The sequence below is a fragment of the Methanofollis ethanolicus genome (assembly GCF_001571385.1).
In the GTDB taxonomy this organism is placed as follows: domain Archaea; phylum Halobacteriota; class Methanomicrobia; order Methanomicrobiales; family Methanofollaceae; genus Methanofollis; species Methanofollis ethanolicus.
On the sequence record NZ_BCNW01000001.1, the window covers coordinates 589,179 to 604,996 of the forward strand.

12 protein-coding genes and 1 tRNA gene are annotated in these 15,818 nt (G+C 58.2%); 3 read left to right on the forward strand and 10 right to left on the reverse strand.

Features of this window, described 5'->3' with window-relative positions:
* Window positions 1-49: 49 nt before the first annotated feature.
* The 9 genes from MEFOE_RS13275 to MEFOE_RS14670 form a co-directional block, all read right to left on the reverse strand.
* On the reverse strand, window positions 50-1,171 hold the full coding sequence (locus MEFOE_RS13275; RefSeq protein ID WP_083523304.1) for a restriction endonuclease: 1,122 nt from the start codon (window positions 1,169-1,171) through the stop codon (window positions 50-52).
* Window positions 1,168-3,831 carry a DNA methyltransferase gene (locus MEFOE_RS13280; protein ID WP_153015857.1) on the reverse strand — a complete coding sequence of 888 codons (2,664 nt, stop codon included), beginning with the start codon at window positions 3,829-3,831 and terminating at the stop codon, window positions 1,168-1,170. Before MEFOE_RS13280 ends, MEFOE_RS13275 begins: the two co-directional genes overlap by 4 nt.
* Window positions 3,832-3,966: 135 nt before the next feature.
* Window positions 3,967-6,762 carry a hypothetical protein gene (locus MEFOE_RS03050; protein ID WP_067048105.1) on the reverse strand — a complete coding sequence of 932 codons (2,796 nt, stop codon included), beginning with the start codon at window positions 6,760-6,762 and terminating at the stop codon, window positions 3,967-3,969.
* Window positions 6,759-7,106, reverse strand: coding sequence for a hypothetical protein (locus MEFOE_RS03055; protein ID WP_067048109.1), 348 nt, complete (start codon window positions 7,104-7,106; stop codon window positions 6,759-6,761). The genes MEFOE_RS03050 and MEFOE_RS03055 overlap by 4 nt, the downstream gene beginning before the upstream one ends.
* On the reverse strand, window positions 7,103-7,351 hold the full coding sequence (locus MEFOE_RS03060; protein WP_067048115.1) for a hypothetical protein: 249 nt from the start codon (window positions 7,349-7,351) through the stop codon (window positions 7,103-7,105). The genes MEFOE_RS03055 and MEFOE_RS03060 overlap by 4 nt, the downstream gene beginning before the upstream one ends.
* Window positions 7,339-7,485, reverse strand: a complete 147-nt coding sequence (locus MEFOE_RS14095; RefSeq protein WP_162839747.1) for a hypothetical protein — start codon at window positions 7,483-7,485, stop codon at window positions 7,339-7,341. The genes MEFOE_RS03060 and MEFOE_RS14095 overlap by 13 nt, the downstream gene beginning before the upstream one ends.
* A 164-nt stretch (window positions 7,486-7,649) precedes the next feature.
* The gene (locus MEFOE_RS03065) at window positions 7,650-8,879 is read right to left on the reverse strand and encodes a site-specific integrase (protein ID WP_067048118.1); all 1,230 of its coding nucleotides are present in this window, start codon (window positions 8,877-8,879) and stop codon (window positions 7,650-7,652) included.
* A 62-nt stretch (window positions 8,880-8,941) separates the two neighbouring features.
* Window positions 8,942-9,025, reverse strand: a tRNA-Ser gene (locus MEFOE_RS03070).
* A 41-nt stretch (window positions 9,026-9,066) separates the two neighbouring features.
* Window positions 9,067-10,668 carry an RNA-guided pseudouridylation complex pseudouridine synthase subunit Cbf5 gene (locus MEFOE_RS14670; RefSeq protein WP_167835994.1) on the reverse strand — a complete coding sequence of 534 codons (1,602 nt, stop codon included), beginning with the start codon at window positions 10,666-10,668 and terminating at the stop codon, window positions 9,067-9,069.
* Window positions 10,669-10,753: 85 nt separating this feature from the next.
* Here MEFOE_RS14670 and MEFOE_RS03080 point away from each other — a divergent pair, with 85 nt between their 5' ends.
* Complete coding sequence (locus tag MEFOE_RS03080; protein WP_067048121.1) at window positions 10,754-11,962, forward strand: tripartite tricarboxylate transporter permease; 1,209 nt, start codon at window positions 10,754-10,756, stop codon at window positions 11,960-11,962.
* A 1,404-nt stretch (window positions 11,963-13,366) separates the two neighbouring features.
* Here MEFOE_RS03080 and MEFOE_RS03090 read toward each other — a convergent pair.
* Window positions 13,367-14,293, reverse strand: coding sequence for a calcium/sodium antiporter (locus MEFOE_RS03090; protein ID WP_067048126.1), 927 nt, complete (start codon window positions 14,291-14,293; stop codon window positions 13,367-13,369).
* A 71-nt stretch (window positions 14,294-14,364) separates the two neighbouring features.
* Between MEFOE_RS03090 and MEFOE_RS03095 the strand changes: the two genes are divergently transcribed.
* Entirely contained in the window at window positions 14,365-15,210 is an 846-nt protein-coding gene (locus MEFOE_RS03095; RefSeq protein ID WP_067048128.1) for an NOP5/NOP56 family protein, read from the forward strand.
* Window positions 15,207-15,812, forward strand: coding sequence for a fibrillarin-like rRNA/tRNA 2'-O-methyltransferase (locus MEFOE_RS03100; RefSeq protein ID WP_067048131.1), 606 nt, complete (start codon window positions 15,207-15,209; stop codon window positions 15,810-15,812). Before MEFOE_RS03095 ends, MEFOE_RS03100 begins: the two co-directional genes overlap by 4 nt.
* Window positions 15,813-15,818: the final 6 nt, after the last annotated feature.

Sequence of the window (15,818 nt, forward strand, 5' to 3'; positions counted from 1 at the left end):
GTGGTGGGAGGAAGGTTGTTACTGGCTAATTTCTGTTTTTTAGTGGTATTTAATGCTCTTGATTCGACAATAATCTTTCAAATTCGTTCTTTTTTAGCAGCTGGATTTCAAGGATTTCTTCGAGTCTTTTATTCTGTATGTACCCTATACGCTTTCCTCGATGACCTATAAAATCAACTGCATGTTGTCTTAAAACATTATATTTCGGGGAATTTTTTCGAATAATTCGAATTTCGTAATTATTTTCTGAAATTCTACTCAAAACCATGAGGTCGTTTTCTTGAGCAAGTTTTGTGTTTCTATATCTTGCCGTGCCTAATCGGAAATCTACATTGTTTCCTGCTTCAAATGTAACACGAGTCTTTTTATCCACATATTTCAAATCAACATAATATAGGTTGATTAAACATTGATTGGTGGTTTTGTATCCCCTTGAATTCAATATAGTGAGGGGTGGAAAGAAATCATAGCAGTTTTTGCTTAACCAAAAGTATTGTGATCCTCTTGCTTCTTTTGTTCCAGGATCTGCATTTATTCTAACAGTGTCAGCATGACCCAGGGTCATAACCATTGTTACAGTCTGTGACTCTTCTATGCCAATGCCCGATTCGTGTTCATCATAAAGGAGTTGCCATGCTGGATTTTCTGGATCAGTCAACGTAGGAGTGTATATGTCCCAATTTTGTGTCAAAACTGCAGTTTCAAGATTGTTCCATTGGAATTTGATCTGATGCGTGAAGTTGGTATCAAGATAAACTGCAGCTTCTACATTATTGGATATCCCTCGGCTTGTAAAATTACCCGAGGTTACAATAAGTTTGTCTTCATTTTCAGATGCATATCCATAACATTTTGAATGAAAAATATTCTTTCTATTGACGAGATATACTATACAGCCACATTCTAATAAGCGTTCGACGAGTTGTTTACTCGTCTGTCTTTGTGAAGTACTTGCACCAAAGATGCTGACTACTCTGCCTCCCTCATCAATATGCCGCTGGAAGGTAGAGAAAAATCTCACTCCTCCATTATAATTTCCATAGCCCGATAAAACGTAATATGTTCCTTTGCCTAAATCATTATTTTTGATCCATATGTCCTCTAATAGACCAATGAGACTCTGATGTCTGCCCGTAGAATATACTTCCGGTTGAATAAGAAATTCACTCATTTTTTAAGAACCAGTAATACTTCGTCTTGAACAGCATTCGTAGCGTGCAAACCATAGCGTTTGTATGTGTCCATTTTAATTTGCTCAACCTGATGCCATCCCGTTGATATCGCAATGTCAACAAGCAATTCAGGTGTGTTTATGGTTTCTTTTTCTCCTCCTAAAACGGTTCGGTTTGTGCCGACAATTAGGGTATAATAACTGTTTGGCTTCATTAAATTGAGCACATTTGCAAAAGAACACTTCATATCAACAAAATAACGGTAGAGCAAGCTAGGAACTGCTTGTCGTCTGAAACCATCTGTCTTTGCTAGTGATTGCTGGAGGTGGGAACATATGTCAAGAGCAGATGGTGGAAGATTCATTGTATTGCATTTAATTTCATTTTTAAGTATATCCTGCTCCCCTTTTGATATGTCTCTGCTCCCAATAAGGCTCTTCTCCGTGCTGAGGATCTCTTTTGGGTGTATTAGGTCAAGCCAGACCAGACTAAGACGCTGGGTATCGATGTATGGAAGGGCTGTTGCATATGGGGGGCTTGTGATAGCAAAATCTGCATTCAATTTTACTGGTGATTTACCTTTGATGCTTTCTATTGAACGCCCATCCGCAACAAATGCCTTTGCAACAGGATTTAGTTCTGGGAAAACCGAAAAAGTTTGCTTCAAATCCTCGATAAATAGATATAGGGATTTTTTATATGCTGAAAGTATTGGTGTTGTTGGGAATGGGGTGGTTGTGCGCCGTCGGATACGTAAATCTGAAGGTTCTTGAAAGGAGTAATCGCGGAGTAGATCACTAAGAACGACTTTGAAAATTGGCGAATATTCTCCCGCCGTACAATCAATAGTGAGTCGCAATTTTTCTATCTGATTTAATACATCTAACGGGAACCACTTTTTTAGGTATATTGCCCTTTCGTCCTCTATTTGTAGATTATTTATGGAATTTTGAGATCCTTTGATTATTTTTTCAGCTATTTTTTCTAAATATTCTGGCTGAGATTTTAATGCAAGCAACTTTGTGTTTGTGAGATAAACAGCGAAAGGATTCAAATCCCACCCGTATGCTTGATATCCTGCAAAACTGGCCTCGACCAATGTTGTGCCGCTGCCACAGAAAGGATCGATTATTTGTGCTTTTTCGGGTAGATTAAACCAGTTTAGTATTCCCCTAACTACTTGTGGATTGAATTTCCCTTTATATTCATGTAAACCATGAACGCTATACCGAGTCGATTGTTTTTTTCCATTCTCATTTCTTTTAATACCTCTCTCTAGGGTTGATTGGTATGTTTCCCCTTTATACAGGCCTGGCGCATCATATGTTTTGAAATATACAAGTTGTTTGAGATCCTTCTCTGTGGGATTTGTCAAACCTACTGTCACATGATCGTCGTTGAGTACGATCGATGAAAGGCTAGGTAAAGCGGCGACCTCACGTAAAGCGAATTTTTTTTCATAGGGAAGGTAGTGATACTTGTGCCAGTCTAAATTGATTGGTACAGTCTCGTCTATTTGACTTTTTTTTTGGAGAATTATGATATTTTCATTCTGGATTCTTGCATGTGATAGATTGAATGATTTTTTTGAGTTGGGTATCGATCTTGGGATAACCGCACGGACCCCGAACCCACAAGTGGATGCAGCATCCAATAGAAGTTTTGAGTTATCAATAATTTGACCGCGTATCTTAGAGTCGCCTAGAACGAAACACACAAACGCCTCTGGAACACAGACCTGAGCGAGTAGATTGAATACTTGTGTCATTTGCTCTTTGAAGTCCATTGGGCCTTGTGGGTTTTTTTTGAAGAAATGTGGGCGAGCCCCTATTTCATGTGTTTTGACGATCTGAGGGTTGAAACCAAGCCAAAACATACGATATTTGTGGTATAACCAATACTCATATGCATTTGGGTATGGAGGAGAGCATACTACAAGGCCAACCGGAGCGGGGAAATCATCTGGTGTAACACTGAGAATATCTTTGTTAAGTATCGTTGCCTGAGGTATTGGAGTATCTGCGTGTCGAAGGACTTGGCTATATCGTATGCATGCCCTTTCGAAAAGTGTGTATACGTCATGATCCGTTACATTTTTTTCAACAGCGGCGTATCGGGTATCGCTATCTTGATTCGAAACACGAACTATGATGCTTGAGAGGGCCAACTGCAGAACTTTGCGAAGATCGTCTTCTTGGATATTATTAATTTGAACTAAGATGCTGGTGATCGCCAACTGTATGGGTTTTTTAAACCAATGATCAATATTTTGAATCGGTGGGACTGGATGGGTGCCCTGTTCTAACTTTGCCTGTCTGATACAACGCTGAGCGTGAGTCAGTAAATCATCTGAACAGGGGTGTGTTGCAACGTGTGATATCATACAGGCAATGGGATTTAAGTCGATGCCTATTGCCTGATATCCCTGGTTCTGTGCTTCGATCAGAGAAGTGCCAGATCCACAAAACGGATCACACACGAGAGTACCTTCTGGTACCCCTAGCTCTTTTATCAACGCCCGAGGGATCTGGGGGATAAACTTTGCAGGATATGGGTGTAAGTTAAAAATACCATTCCCATTTGCTGCATCTGGGAAGTTCCAATCATATGACAAGAGCGATTGTAGAATTGTCTTCATTTTTTGTGGATCTATACTCATGAACACTCCTTTGTGATAATTTCTATGGGTTTGTTTTGGATATAATGTCTCTTTTTTGCGGAATATACCTGTTCCGTCTTATATCTGATTTATTTGAGGAAGATATTAACATTGGATAGTATGGGTCGAGCGGGATCACGCAATCCCCCTCCTCTCATTCCACGCCTGCACCAACCGACCATAACACCTCTCGCAGAGTCTCGCCCGCCCGTCGCCTGAGCGGTACACCGCCCTCCCCTCGTCGCACACACTGCACCGCCCGAGGTCGGTCTTCGTCCGCGTGAACTCCCGGTGGTCCAAGACGCCAGGGAGTGTCGTCGGTCCTTTTCTTTCAGCAGTTTTCAGCAACTTTCGGAAGGTGCTGGAATTCAGCGGTGGGGTTGATGATGGCCGATCAGGATTATCGCCCCGATGCGGCAACATCGCGGGATCGTTTTCAGCATTGCGAATATCACACCCACCCGCACACCCGGACGCCGGAGGAGAGAGGGCACTGTGTGGGTGTGTGTTTTGCTGTAAGGTAGTACTGAGAGAGAGACGCGTCTCTCTATCTGTACTAGTACTGTCAGTTTCCGGGCCGTCCCTCGTCCTTTGATCTTCGCGGCAGGTGCTGAAATTCTGCTGAAAACGTGCTGAAATGCTGAAAGTATCATCGCGGTCGGGGCCAGGACCGTCGTCCCGGTCCGTATCCCCGCCACTGTCATCGATCCACACCTCGCCGCCGCGTGCCCAGCGCCGGTAGGTTTCGCGGTCGAAGAGAAAGAGGTGCTCGCGGCGGCGGACCGCATAGCCCTCGCAGTCCTCGGTGACCGTGGTGTCGAGATAACTGATCGCGGGACACTTCTCCAGAAGGCCGGAGTAGGTCATCCCCCGGCTTGCGTAGCCGTGGAGAATGCGATAGGTCTGCTGGTACGAAAGCCCGAGTGCGTCCTGGAGTGTCTTGACGGTGAACTGTTCCCACCCCATTGCGGCGACGGTTTCCATGGCGGCGGCCTCGTTCTTCGTGAGTTTCGTCTCCTGCCCGCCCGACTCGCCGTTGATGGCGGCGTAGATCCTGGCGGCGGCGGCGAAGTCGTCGCGGTTTGCCCTGATGCCGCCGTCGTATGCCTCCCTCTGGAAGCGGTGGAGGAGGGCGTGGCACTTGATCAGGTCGAAGAGCATGCCGGGGTTCCGGCGGTTCGTCGTGGCGGAGAAGTGGACCTTCTCGGCGTACGGGATGGAGACGTGGAGCCTTTCTTCCTTCAACACCTCCCAGACGACCCGGCAGACCGGGAGGTCCGGGTCCTCGTCGTCGCCGTCGTCCTCCCACGCCTCCTGCTCTTTCATGTGCCTGAGGACACGCTCGTCCTGCTCGGCCGAGTCGTCGATCCAGACGGTGAGCATGCGGTTCATCACCTGATCGTCGCCCGGGTCCTCGACGCGGGCGAGCCACCAGACGCACCTCTCTGGTATCCGGCAGACCTGGATTTTGCGGTCTGGCGAGACGGTGTGGTGCTCGATCCTCTCCCTGAAGTTCGCGGTGGCGGCCTTGAGGACCTCCTGGAGATCCTCGGAGAGGGTGACGTCATCGAAGAGGAAGACGGTGCTCGGCCGGAGGTCGTCGTGGTAGTAGAGGGCCTTGTTCGAGACGGTCCCCGCGAGGCGGTACGCCTCGGGGACCTGTTGGAGCATGGTGGTGCAGGCGTGGCTCTTGCCCTTGCCCGAGTTGCCGGAGACAGAGACGTGCAACCCGTTCGTGTTCTCGACCGACTGCGAGGCGAGGGACATGACAAGGCACTCGGCAACGGTCCTGTCGCCTACGTGCTCCCTGTTGAAGGCATCGAGGAGGAAGGCGAGCGGGTCGCCGCGGGTGAGGATGTCGAGGGCTTTCTCGCGGTACGCCGGATCGGGGGCAGGAGGTTTCGGGGGAGGTGGCGGCACCTCCTCTCTCCTCCGCCTCTGCGCCCTCTTCTCCCGCGGCTCGTACCGGTCCCTGAGTTCTGGCCAGCGCTGCACGCCGCCGCCGCAGGAGGCGTGGTGGCACCCTGCATAGACCGCGCCGCTCGGGAACTGGACGGCGAAGGCGCCGTCATGGTGGGCGGTCGAGAAGGGACAGTCCTCGAGGACGTGGAGGGTGCCGCCCTGCCAGGGCCGCTTGCTCCGGACGGCGAGGCCGTGCTCTGAAAGCCAGGCCGCAAGGTCGATCTTCGACCCGGCCAGCGCCGGCGTCACCGGGGCCTCGGTCGGGAGGAGAGCAGCAATCGCCTGGATGCGTTCTGCCGTGACGACCGTCCTCTCCTCAGGCACCGAGAGGACCTTCGCCCTCCTGTGCGGCCGCTCGGGGGTGTTGTCCCCCTTCCGCGAGCACGTCCCGTAGAGTTTCCAGATCCGGGCGGCGTTGAAGTTCGCCGTGTCCACGGTGACGGCGTCGTCGGAGAAAAGGGCGTCGAGGGTGGCGAGCACGCCCTTCACGAGGGCCGTCGCGTCGTCGTCGTTCGCGAGGTCGATCGCGTAGAGGAGGTGCGCCCCGTTCCCCGAGTCGGCGCGGATTGGTTTTGAAAACCCCTGTTCGTCGAGCCAGAGGGCGATCGCGTCCGCACGCCTGAGAGCGGCGGCGTGCTCCTCCTCCGTCGACGACACCCCGCTCGGCCGGACAGGGTCGAGGTCGATGGGCAACCAGCGGCGCCGCACGATGTCGGCGTCGCTCGTGGTCGCGTCGCTCCGCGAGAGGCGCATCTTCACCCTGTTCGCCCGGCGGGCGAGGAGGGCCGGGTCCACCTCGTTCAGGGTGACATAGATCCCGCGGACCTCAGGGTCGGCGTCCAGGGCCTCCGCACACGCGGCGAGTTTCGTGAAGTCGTCGAAGTAGCCCGAGTGCGTGGCGTAGTCGCCGAGGGCCCGCACCTCCACCACACCGCCGGAGAACAGGGCGGCGAGGGCCTCCTTGATCATCCCCACCCCTCCGGCACCAGGGGAAACAGCGGCGCCGAGACCGCCTCGCCGCGGGCCACCCGCTGCACGCTGACGATCGGGACGATGAAGTGGCCGGAGACCGTGAAGACCTTCACCGCCCGCCCCGGGACATTCACCGCGGCGTGGCCGACGATTGCCGTCTCGGTGACGACGGTCCCGTCCTCCCTCTCCCCGGTCACGGAGGCCGTCACCGGCACCGCGTGGCCGTGGAGGAGGAGGGGCCGCAGGTCCTCCGCGGCGATCCGGTAGTGCTCCCTCCCGACGAGGAGGTGGAGGCCTCCGTGCGAACCCAGGCGGAGGATGCCGATGTTTTCCTCGGTCATTCCTCTTCCTCCTCCATCACTATCGTGATCGCATACTTGTGCCCGCCCGTCCGGCGGGCGTGGATCTCGCTGACCCCGCCGCCCAAGCGCCGCATCTCCGTAGCGATCGCCTGCGGCACCAGGTAGAAGGGTACCGGCTCGATCACATCGCTATGCTTATGTCCCAGTTCCTCCGACTCTGTGATGGCGGCCCGGCGGTTGGTGCGGTAACCATGTACGTCCTGGCTGCCATCTACGCCCTGCATGTCCTCTCCCCCTCTTCTACGATCTCCCAGATACCGTATTCGACCATCCTCTTCCCGATGCCCCGATAGAACGGCGATCGCTCTTCAAAGGCGTCGATGTCTTCCTGTGTGACTTTTCGCGGTTCCTTGTTCATGGAGGTCTACCTCCTCTGCGGGGTGCCGGAACCGGGAACGCTGGAAAAAAATGCTGCCGCCTAAATGGGGCAGGTGACGGGGGGACGTCGGCCCGGCGACCCTCGGAGAAGAGATGACAGACAGCGGGATATAAAAGAAAAGTAGAGTTTTTGAATGTGTTTTTTCAGATTTCACCTCTTTTTTTCTTCTCGTTGATCATCTCCTCGACGATGGCCCTGATGGCCTGCGGGTGGGCCACGATGTCGGCCTCCATTCCCGCGATGGTTGCGGTGCTCTCGCCGGTGAGGGAGCGGTAACAGGTGGTGCAGTAGCGGGCTGTCGGGGCGTTGATGGTGTGGCACTCGGGACACTCGCGGGGTTCGAGCCCCTGATCGGCCGCCTCGGCGGCGACGGTGACGCCGTAGTGGCCGAGGATCTCGCGGTCGATGTCCGCCCCCGCCAGGTGGGCGTACGTCTGGAACATATCGGTGCTCAGGTTGCCCCACATCATGAGTTTGATCACCGACTCGGTGACGCCCTGGGTGATGAGGTGGGTGATGCGCGAGTGGCGGAAGAGGTGGGGCGTGACGCGTTTTTTGACACCGGCCCGCTCGGCAAGGGTGGTGAGGATCTTGGCGGCGGTTGCGTACTGGAGCGGGGTCTTGCGAGTGGTGATGAAGACGAGGGCCCGGCCTGTTGGCTCGAAGGGGTAGTCGTTGCGCCACGCGACGAGGTAGGGAAGTGACATGACCAAGCGGACGTGCCGGCTTTTGTGGCACTTGGTGTCCTCGACGGTGAGGACGGCGCCGTGTTTGTCAAAACTGACTCTCTCCCAACTGAGCCGCCCGATCTCACCGATCCTGCACCCGGACTCGTAGAGCACGGCGACGAAGGCGCGGTCCCGCGAGTTTCCGCCTGCGGCGATGAGGGCGCGAATTTCCTCGGAGGTGAGCATCTGCTCGGGGAGTTTGGTGTTCCGGTCCATGCTCGGGGCCTTGATGGCCTTCACTTTCTTGGACGGGACCGTGGAGATGTCGTTCTCGATGAGCCAGAGGTAGAAGCGTTTGAGGAGGATGATGTGGTCGTGCAGGGTGTTCTGCTTGAAGGGTTTGCCGCGCTGGTTGGTGCCTCCCTTCAGGTTGTTGATGCCGGTGTAGAGGTCGAAGATGGCGTTGGTGCGGTACGGCCCGACGAAGCGCCGCCAGTTGACGAGGAGGTAGACGAGTTTGTTCACCCGGATGGTGGTGAGGCTGCACGATGCCTGTTGTTCGGTGATGAAGGCCGCGATGAGAGTGGCGTCGTCTTCGGTGAGACGGCCCTCGGCGAGGGCGCGGTCGACGGAGCGGTGCGCATAGACAGGCTTGACAAGATGGAAAGCCCGGTCTTCTTGGGTTGGTGCGGTAGTTGAACCCATGATGAGGGGTCAGAAAGGCGGTATTTAACTATTGGGTAGAAGAATCGAACTTGATTTCAAAACGCTGAGGGGGAGATTTGAACTCCCGAGAGACTTGCGCCTCACGGGCTTTCCAGGCCCGCGCCCTACCGCTAGACTACCTCAGCACTCGCCTTATACTATAGGCCCCCCCGTTTTTTAATCCTATCTATTCGGTCGGCCTGCGGGGGTGCGTCGTCCAGACCCGAGGATAGGTCCCGGCGGCCATCATCACCGCCCGCGGGGCGAGCACAAGTCCGGTCTTCCCGGGCTCATAGGCCGAGGAATCGGTGAGCGCTTCGCCGAGGCAGATGAGTTCGTCTTTTTCTGAGAGCACGGCCACAAGGTCGCCTTTCTGGTACTTCGTCCGCGAGAGGGCCCCGACCCCCGCGAGCGCTGCGCCGTGGCAGAGGGCGTCGATCGCTGTGTCCCGCACGACGATCCGCGGGAGGTCGCCGATGCCCTGGACCGGCGGAAGGATGATGGCTGCGAGGGGCGCGGTGTCGCCCGCCCGTGCGGCGACGACGGCGTCCCTGACCTCGTGGAGGGTGTGAGTGTCGTTCTCGCCGATAGCGCCCGAGCGGGTCCGGCGGAGTTCCTGCATGTGGGCCCCGACGCCGAGGGCGAGGCCGAGGTGGTGGCAGAGCGACCTGATATAGGTGCCCGCGTCGCAGACAGCCCTGAAGAGGACGAGGCGCCCGTCCACGTCCAGTATCTCCAGGTCGTAGATGCGCCTGATCCGCAGGTTCCGCTTCACCGCGCTCCGGCGGGGCGGCCTCTGGTAGATCCGGCCGGCGAACTCCCTGGCCGTCTCTTCGATCTCCTCTCTGCTGACGTCCCCGTGGAGGCGCATCAGGCAGACATACTCTTTTCTTTCCTTCAGCAGGACGGGGGCGAGACGCACCGCGGGGCCGATCATGATGACGAGCACACCCGTGACCATGGGGTCGAGGGTGCCGGCATGCCCGATAGGCATACCGAGCATCTCCCCGACCCATGCGGCGACCTGGTGGCTCGACGGCCCCCTTGGTTTGTCCACGGCGATGAGGCCGGCCTGCGGGACGCCCGGCACCCGGCGATCGGCCCCGGTCCTCTCCTCCCTGCTGTTCAGTGCGTCGAGAGTCCCGGCAAGGGACCCGTCCCCGACGACCTCGGGCGCGACGCCGGCCCGTTCCATTGCGGCCGCTGTCACCGTGCCGATGGCGGCGACGATCTGCCCTGCCCGCCGCGTCCAGTGCGCCTCGGTAAAGGACGACGCGCTCGTGAAGAGGACGACGTCGGCACGCACCGTGTCGAGGTCCTCCCCGGTCGGGACGAGGGTATAGGTGGGGTACTCGCAGACCTCAGCGCCCCGGTCCCTGACCGCCTGGAGGAGGCCGGGGTTCGGCACCGCCGCCCGCGGGATGCCGACCTTCCTGCCCTTCAGCCACTCACCCATATAGGGTGCGAAGTCTGCCGAGTAATAGGAGGGGAGGGTCTCGGGCTGGAGGCCGCAGGCCGTCAGCGTCCGTGCCGTCTGGGGGCCGATGGCGACGATACGTGCGCCGGTGTCGGGGCGCAGCCGCGGGGCGATGACCTCGGCGGGCAAGGCGCTCGTGAAGAAGATGGCGTCGAAGTTTCCGGCATTCGCCTCGGCCACGAAGCGGTCGATGTTCTCCTCCAGGAGTTCGGCCCGCAGGGGCGAGACCGTGTAGCAGGTATGCCCGTATTGGGCGCAGAGGGCGGCGTCCCTTCCCGCCTTCTCAGCAAGGCGGGTGATCGCAATCAACATTGTGCAATTGTTCGGTGCGGGTGGGATATGACGGTTTCCCCACCCGGCCGGATGATATATATGGGGCGGTTTCAGAATCTCGGGTGTGATAGTGGCCCTCGTCGCCGGCACCCTCCTCGGCGTCGCCCTCGGCACGGTCAGCGGCCTGGTGCCGGGCGTGCACGTCAACACGATGGCAGGGCTTCTCCTCTCCCTCTCCCCGATCCTCGTGGCGAGCCTCGGCACTCCCGTGCTGGCCGCGGCCCTTGTCGCCGCCCTCGTCACCCACACCTTCCTGGACTGTGTCCCATCCACCTTTCTCGGCGTGCCCGATGCCGACACTGCGGTGATGGTCCTCCCCGCCCACGCCCTCTGCCTGGAGGGGAGAGGTGGCGAGGCGGTGCGCCTCTCGGCCCTCGGGAGCGCTGCCGCCGTCGTCTGGGCCCTGCCCTTCTCCTTCCTTTTTCTCACTCTCCTCACCGCTTTCCAGTCCTTCATCGACCTCTGGATCGGCGTCCTGCTCCTTGCGGTCGCCTGTTACCTCGTCGTCTTCTCCGAGTCTCCCGAGTGGGCGGCAGGGGTCTTTCTCGTCTCCGGTTTCCTCGGCCTCTTCACCTTCAGGTACTCCTTCCTTGCCTGGAACGGCGGCACCGGCGTCCTGATGCCCCTCCTCTCCGGCCTTTTCGGGGTTGCGGTCCTCATCTCCGCCTCCGGCGGCAGGATGCCGCCGCAGTCGGCTGCGGTCACCTATCCTGACGGAAGAGAACTCTTCAGGTGCTCGTGCGCCGGGTCGCTGGCCGGTGCCGTCGTCGGATGGCTTCCCGGCCTCTCGAATGCCACCGCAAATGCCGTCCTCGCCTCGGCGATCGACTACGGCGAGGACCGGCGGGGCTACATCGTCGCCACAAGCGCCGCCAACACGGCGAACGCCTTTCTCGGCCTCGCCGCCCTCTACGCGGTTGGCCGGACGAGAAACGGTGTCATGGTGGCCCTCGGCACCCTCGACATCCCGCCTTTCACCGCCCTCATCTCCGTCGCCGCACTCGCTGCCGCCCTCGCATATGCCGCCACCGTCCTCCTCTCGGGTACGGCGGGCGTTTTTTCCCGCGTCCCCCTGCGCCCCCTGAACGCCGCCGTGATCCTCTTCGTCGCCTTCCTCTCCTTCCTCCTCTGCGGCCCCTTCGGCCTCTTCGTCCTCCTCGCCGCCACCCTTGTCGGGAGGGTGCCGACCCTTGTCGAGGTCCGCCGGGTCTTCTGCATGGGGGCGGTGATGGTCCCGGTGATCCTCTCGTCCCTCGGCGTGGCGGTCTTGTAGCGGTCATCTCGACCCCACTTCGGTCGTCCCAAAAAATCAGGAGGCTATCCCAGAACTCCTGAGGACGTTTTCCATGTCGATGGAATAACCCGCATGCAACCAACGCTGTAAAAATCCTGATCTGGTGCCTGTTCAGGGGGACTACGCCCCCGGCCCTCGAAAATCAAAGATTTTCTGGCTCTGTAGAAACCCTTGCGGGAAAGTACTTCCTGAAGTGATAGGGGAAAAAATTCTGTTCAAAAGTGCCTGGTCCGGGGGTCTGCCGCCCCTCATACCCCCTGCCATTACGATAGGGGCAGGGATGACCTCCTCCTCCAGGACTCCGACCCTTTCTTCCTGGGACCAATCCTCGCGCGGGGGTCCGGGGGCAAAAGTCCCCCGGAGAACGGGAAGGCAGAGGATCAGCACGCACTGAGCATATCCCAAAACTCTCGTTCACTCTCCCCATCTCTGTATGGGGGCTCGGGAGAAAATTTCATGATCGGGTCGATGTCTTCCCGAATTCCCTGAAGAATCGTGCGAAACCACCGCCTTCCCCCGCCTCTCTACCGGGGGACTGACGCCCCCGGACCCCCGAAACAGGATAGGGTCGGGGAAGAGAGGTCCTGATGAAGGAAATTGCCCTCCGCCCCCGATCGCAATGAGGGGGGGGACCGGGGGGTGAAACCCCCCGAACAGACACGAGAACAGGATTTTTCAGAACCACATACCGATCATTCCATCGACAGGACAGACAGTAGATCAGTTTTGGGATGACCTCACTATCAACCTATGGAGGAGGAATTCTACAGAGCCGATTTTCTCGAACTCGCTGACACTCGTTCCCCGCTCAGGATTGGCAGGGGTACGGCAATCTCCCTCCTCAAAATATCCTGTTCCCTCTTCCCGAAGCCAATCGCAACCGGGGGTCCGGAAGTGAAACCCCCGGCAGGCACCTGCGTCTGCTCTCATGGAAGAGAGAGACATCAACCTGAACCTGAGGATTTACCATGTATCCCGGAGAACGGTTCTTTTGGTTTGCACGAGACTCTGACTCTCATCGAGCATCCCCTTTTCGAGATGGGAGGTCCGCATTCTGCCTTCCCGCCCCTATCGCAATCCCGGGGGTCCGGGGGCAGCGCCCCCGGCGCGAGCGTGCGGGAAGGCGCATCGATCAGAAAACGCCCCAGAACAATTTTCATGGGGTATGCTTGAGCCCGGGAGTTCATGCACGATTCAACAAAGCCAGAATATCGAAGATTTTCCTGTGTGTGCCTCTCCTTAATGAGTCACAGACCGAAATTTTTCGAGTTTTGTGGGGTGAAGCCCCATTGGAGGAGCGATGTGGGGGGGGGGAAGGTTTTTCTCTCCATTCAGGTGCCGTTGTTTGAAAATCTTTGATCTTCTCTGTCCCAATTGTCCTCCTCACACGATCCCGAAGATCAGGGCCATATAGCCCGCATACGCAGCGATGAGGAGGAGCGACCACGCCCGCGTGAACCGGTCGCCGCCCATGAAGAGGGGGACGACGGCGAGGGCGAATGCGGCGGTGATCAGGGTGTTGGAGAGGTTGCCGATCGGCACCGGCCTGATGAGGGCGCCGATGCCCATCACGAAGAGGAGGTTGAAGATGTTGCTCCCCAGGATGTTCCCGACCGAGATGCCGCCCTCGCCCCTGACGATCGCCATGAGGGAGGTCGCGAGTTCGGGCAGGGAGGTGCCCACCGCCACGATCGAGAGCCCGATCACGAGGGTCGGGACGCCGAGCGCGCCGGCGATCGCCACCGCCCCGTCGACGACGAACTGGGCGCCGATGATGACGGCGGCAAGTCCTGCGATGGTGAGGAGCACGTCCCTGTTCCCGTGGCTCTCGACCCCGGACGCCTCCTCTCCCTTCCCGTGCCTCCAGAGGAGGGCGAGGATGATGGCGAATGCGGTCAGCATCCCGGCGCCGGCGAGAAGGTCGAGTGTGCCCCGCAGGGCGAAGAGGACGAAGACCCCCGTCGCCGCGAGCATCAGCCCGGTCTCCCAGAGGGTGGAGTCGTGGCCGTCGCCGTTTCTGCCGACAAGTTGGGGCCTTATAAATGCGCAGAGTGCAAGGACAAGGGCGATATTGGCGATGTTGCTCCCGAGGACATTCCCGAGGGCGATCCCGGCGTCGTCAGCCGCGACGGCGTTCACGCTCACCACAAATTCGGGGAGAGAGGTGCCGAAGGCGATGACCGTAAACCCGACCGTCGCCGCCGAGACCCCGAAACGCGCTGCAAGCCCACTCCCCCCGCCGACAAAGAAGTCCGCGCCCTTGACAAGGAGGACGATGCCGACGAGAAAGAGGATACCTTCTATGATCATGGTGAATTCAGCCTGTATGATCTGGGCGGTGCGCCATATGTTAATGCTCCCTGCATCCCCATCCATATCTGATGGAGCGCTACTGGTTTGGGGACGTCGAAGGAGGGGTCTGTCGCCCTGCTGAGACCGGCCCTGCAGCCCTTGCCCGGCGAATAGAGACGTTCGGGTCAGAACTCGGGAGGCCCGACTGGAGACAGGCGCAGGCCTGCGGCGCGGTCAGGGACCGTGCCGAGTATATCGCCGTCCTGCAGGCAGGATGCATGGAAAGGGCGCAGGCGCGGGTGGCGGCCGAACTCTCCGGCAAGGATGTCGAACTCCTCCAGATGGTCCGGACCCTCGACGAGATCGATCATGTCGCAAACCTCCTGCTTGAGCGGGCCGTCGACTGGCAGGCCGTTCTCGACCCGGCCTTTACCCGGAAGTACAAAAGGGGCGGCAAGGCCCTTGCCGGGCGGATACAGAGGAGTCCCTCGCCTGCCCTGAGGGCGGTCGGGGGTGAGATCGAGAACCTCGGCGAACTGCGGAACCGCCTGATGCGCGAGGTCTCCCGGCGTGCCGACGCCGTCCTCCCGAACACGAGCGCCCTCGTCGGCGGCCTCGTGGCGGCGCGGCTCATGGCCGAGGCCGGCGGCCTCTCCCCTCTTGCCCGGATGCCCGCGGCGACCATCCAGGTGCTGGGGGCGCGGACCGCCATCTTCTCCCATATCCGCGGCAACGCCCCTTCCCCGAAGCACGGCGTCATCTTCCAGCACCGTCGTGTGCACAATGCGCCGAAAGAGGTGCGGGGTCGGGTGGCGCGGGTGCTTGCGGCGAAACTTGCCATTGCCGCACGCATCGACTACTTCAGGGGCGAACTCGATACGGCTTTTGTCGAAGGGGCGCAGACGCGGATCGACGCCGCAGGGGTGAGTGCATGATCCGGATCGGCGGCGTCCTTGTCTCGCCCGGCGAGGGCGGGGTCTATGGCGAGAGGATGATCGACGGTTACCGCGTCTGGGACCCGTACCGTTCTAAGTTTGCGGCCTATGCTCTCCTCGGCGGGGAGAGAGACCTCGCCCCGGAGATGCGGGTGCTCTATCTCGGTGCGGCGAACGGCACCACCGTCTCCCATGTCGCCGACTATGTCGAGGTGGTCTATGCGGTGGAGTTCGCGCCGCGGCCGATGCAGGACCTCATCGAGGTCTGCCGCCACCGGCGAAACATCGTGCCGATCATGGCCGACGCCGGTCGGCCAGAACTCTATGCCGGCATCGTCGAGGAGGCCGACCTCCTGTACCAGGACGTCGCCCAGCCCGACCAGGTGGCGATCGCCCTGCGGAATGTCCCCCTGCTCAGGCCGGGCGGCACTCTGATGCTGATGCTCAAGACGCGGAGCGTGGACGTGAGGTTGAGCCCGCAGGACGTTGCCGACGAGGCGGTCAGGGCCCTTGAAGAGGGCGGGATGCGCGTGGCCGAAGTGCTCTGGCTCGAACCCTATCACCGCGACCACGCGGCTATCGTCTGCGAAGCCATCAAATAAGATATT

Coding starts and splice junctions, on each gene's coding strand:
- MEFOE_RS13275 (WP_083523304.1), bottom strand. CDS start 1,171: ATGAGTGAATTTCTTATTCAACCGGAAGTATATTCTACGGGCAGACAT.
- MEFOE_RS13280 (WP_153015857.1), bottom strand. CDS start 3,831: ATGAGTATAGATCCACAAAAAATGAAGACAATTCTACAATCGCTCTTG.
- MEFOE_RS03050 (WP_067048105.1), bottom strand. CDS start 6,762: ATGATCAAGGAGGCCCTCGCCGCCCTGTTCTCCGGCGGTGTGGTGGAG.
- MEFOE_RS03055 (WP_067048109.1), bottom strand. CDS start 7,106: ATGACCGAGGAAAACATCGGCATCCTCCGCCTGGGTTCGCACGGAGGC.
- MEFOE_RS03060 (WP_067048115.1), bottom strand. CDS start 7,351: ATGCAGGGCGTAGATGGCAGCCAGGACGTACATGGTTACCGCACCAAC.
- MEFOE_RS14095 (WP_162839747.1), bottom strand. CDS start 7,485: ATGAACAAGGAACCGCGAAAAGTCACACAGGAAGACATCGACGCCTTT.
- MEFOE_RS03065 (WP_067048118.1), bottom strand. CDS start 8,879: ATGGGTTCAACTACCGCACCAACCCAAGAAGACCGGGCTTTCCATCTT.
- MEFOE_RS14670 (WP_167835994.1), bottom strand. CDS start 10,668: ATGTTGATTGCGATCACCCGCCTTGCTGAGAAGGCGGGAAGGGACGCC.
- MEFOE_RS03090 (WP_067048126.1), bottom strand. CDS start 14,293: ATGATCATAGAAGGTATCCTCTTTCTCGTCGGCATCGTCCTCCTTGTC.
- MEFOE_RS03095 (WP_067048128.1), top strand. CDS start 14,365: ATGGAGCGCTACTGGTTTGGGGACGTCGAAGGAGGGGTCTGTCGCCCT.
- MEFOE_RS03100 (WP_067048131.1), top strand. CDS start 15,207: ATGATCCGGATCGGCGGCGTCCTTGTCTCGCCCGGCGAGGGCGGGGTC.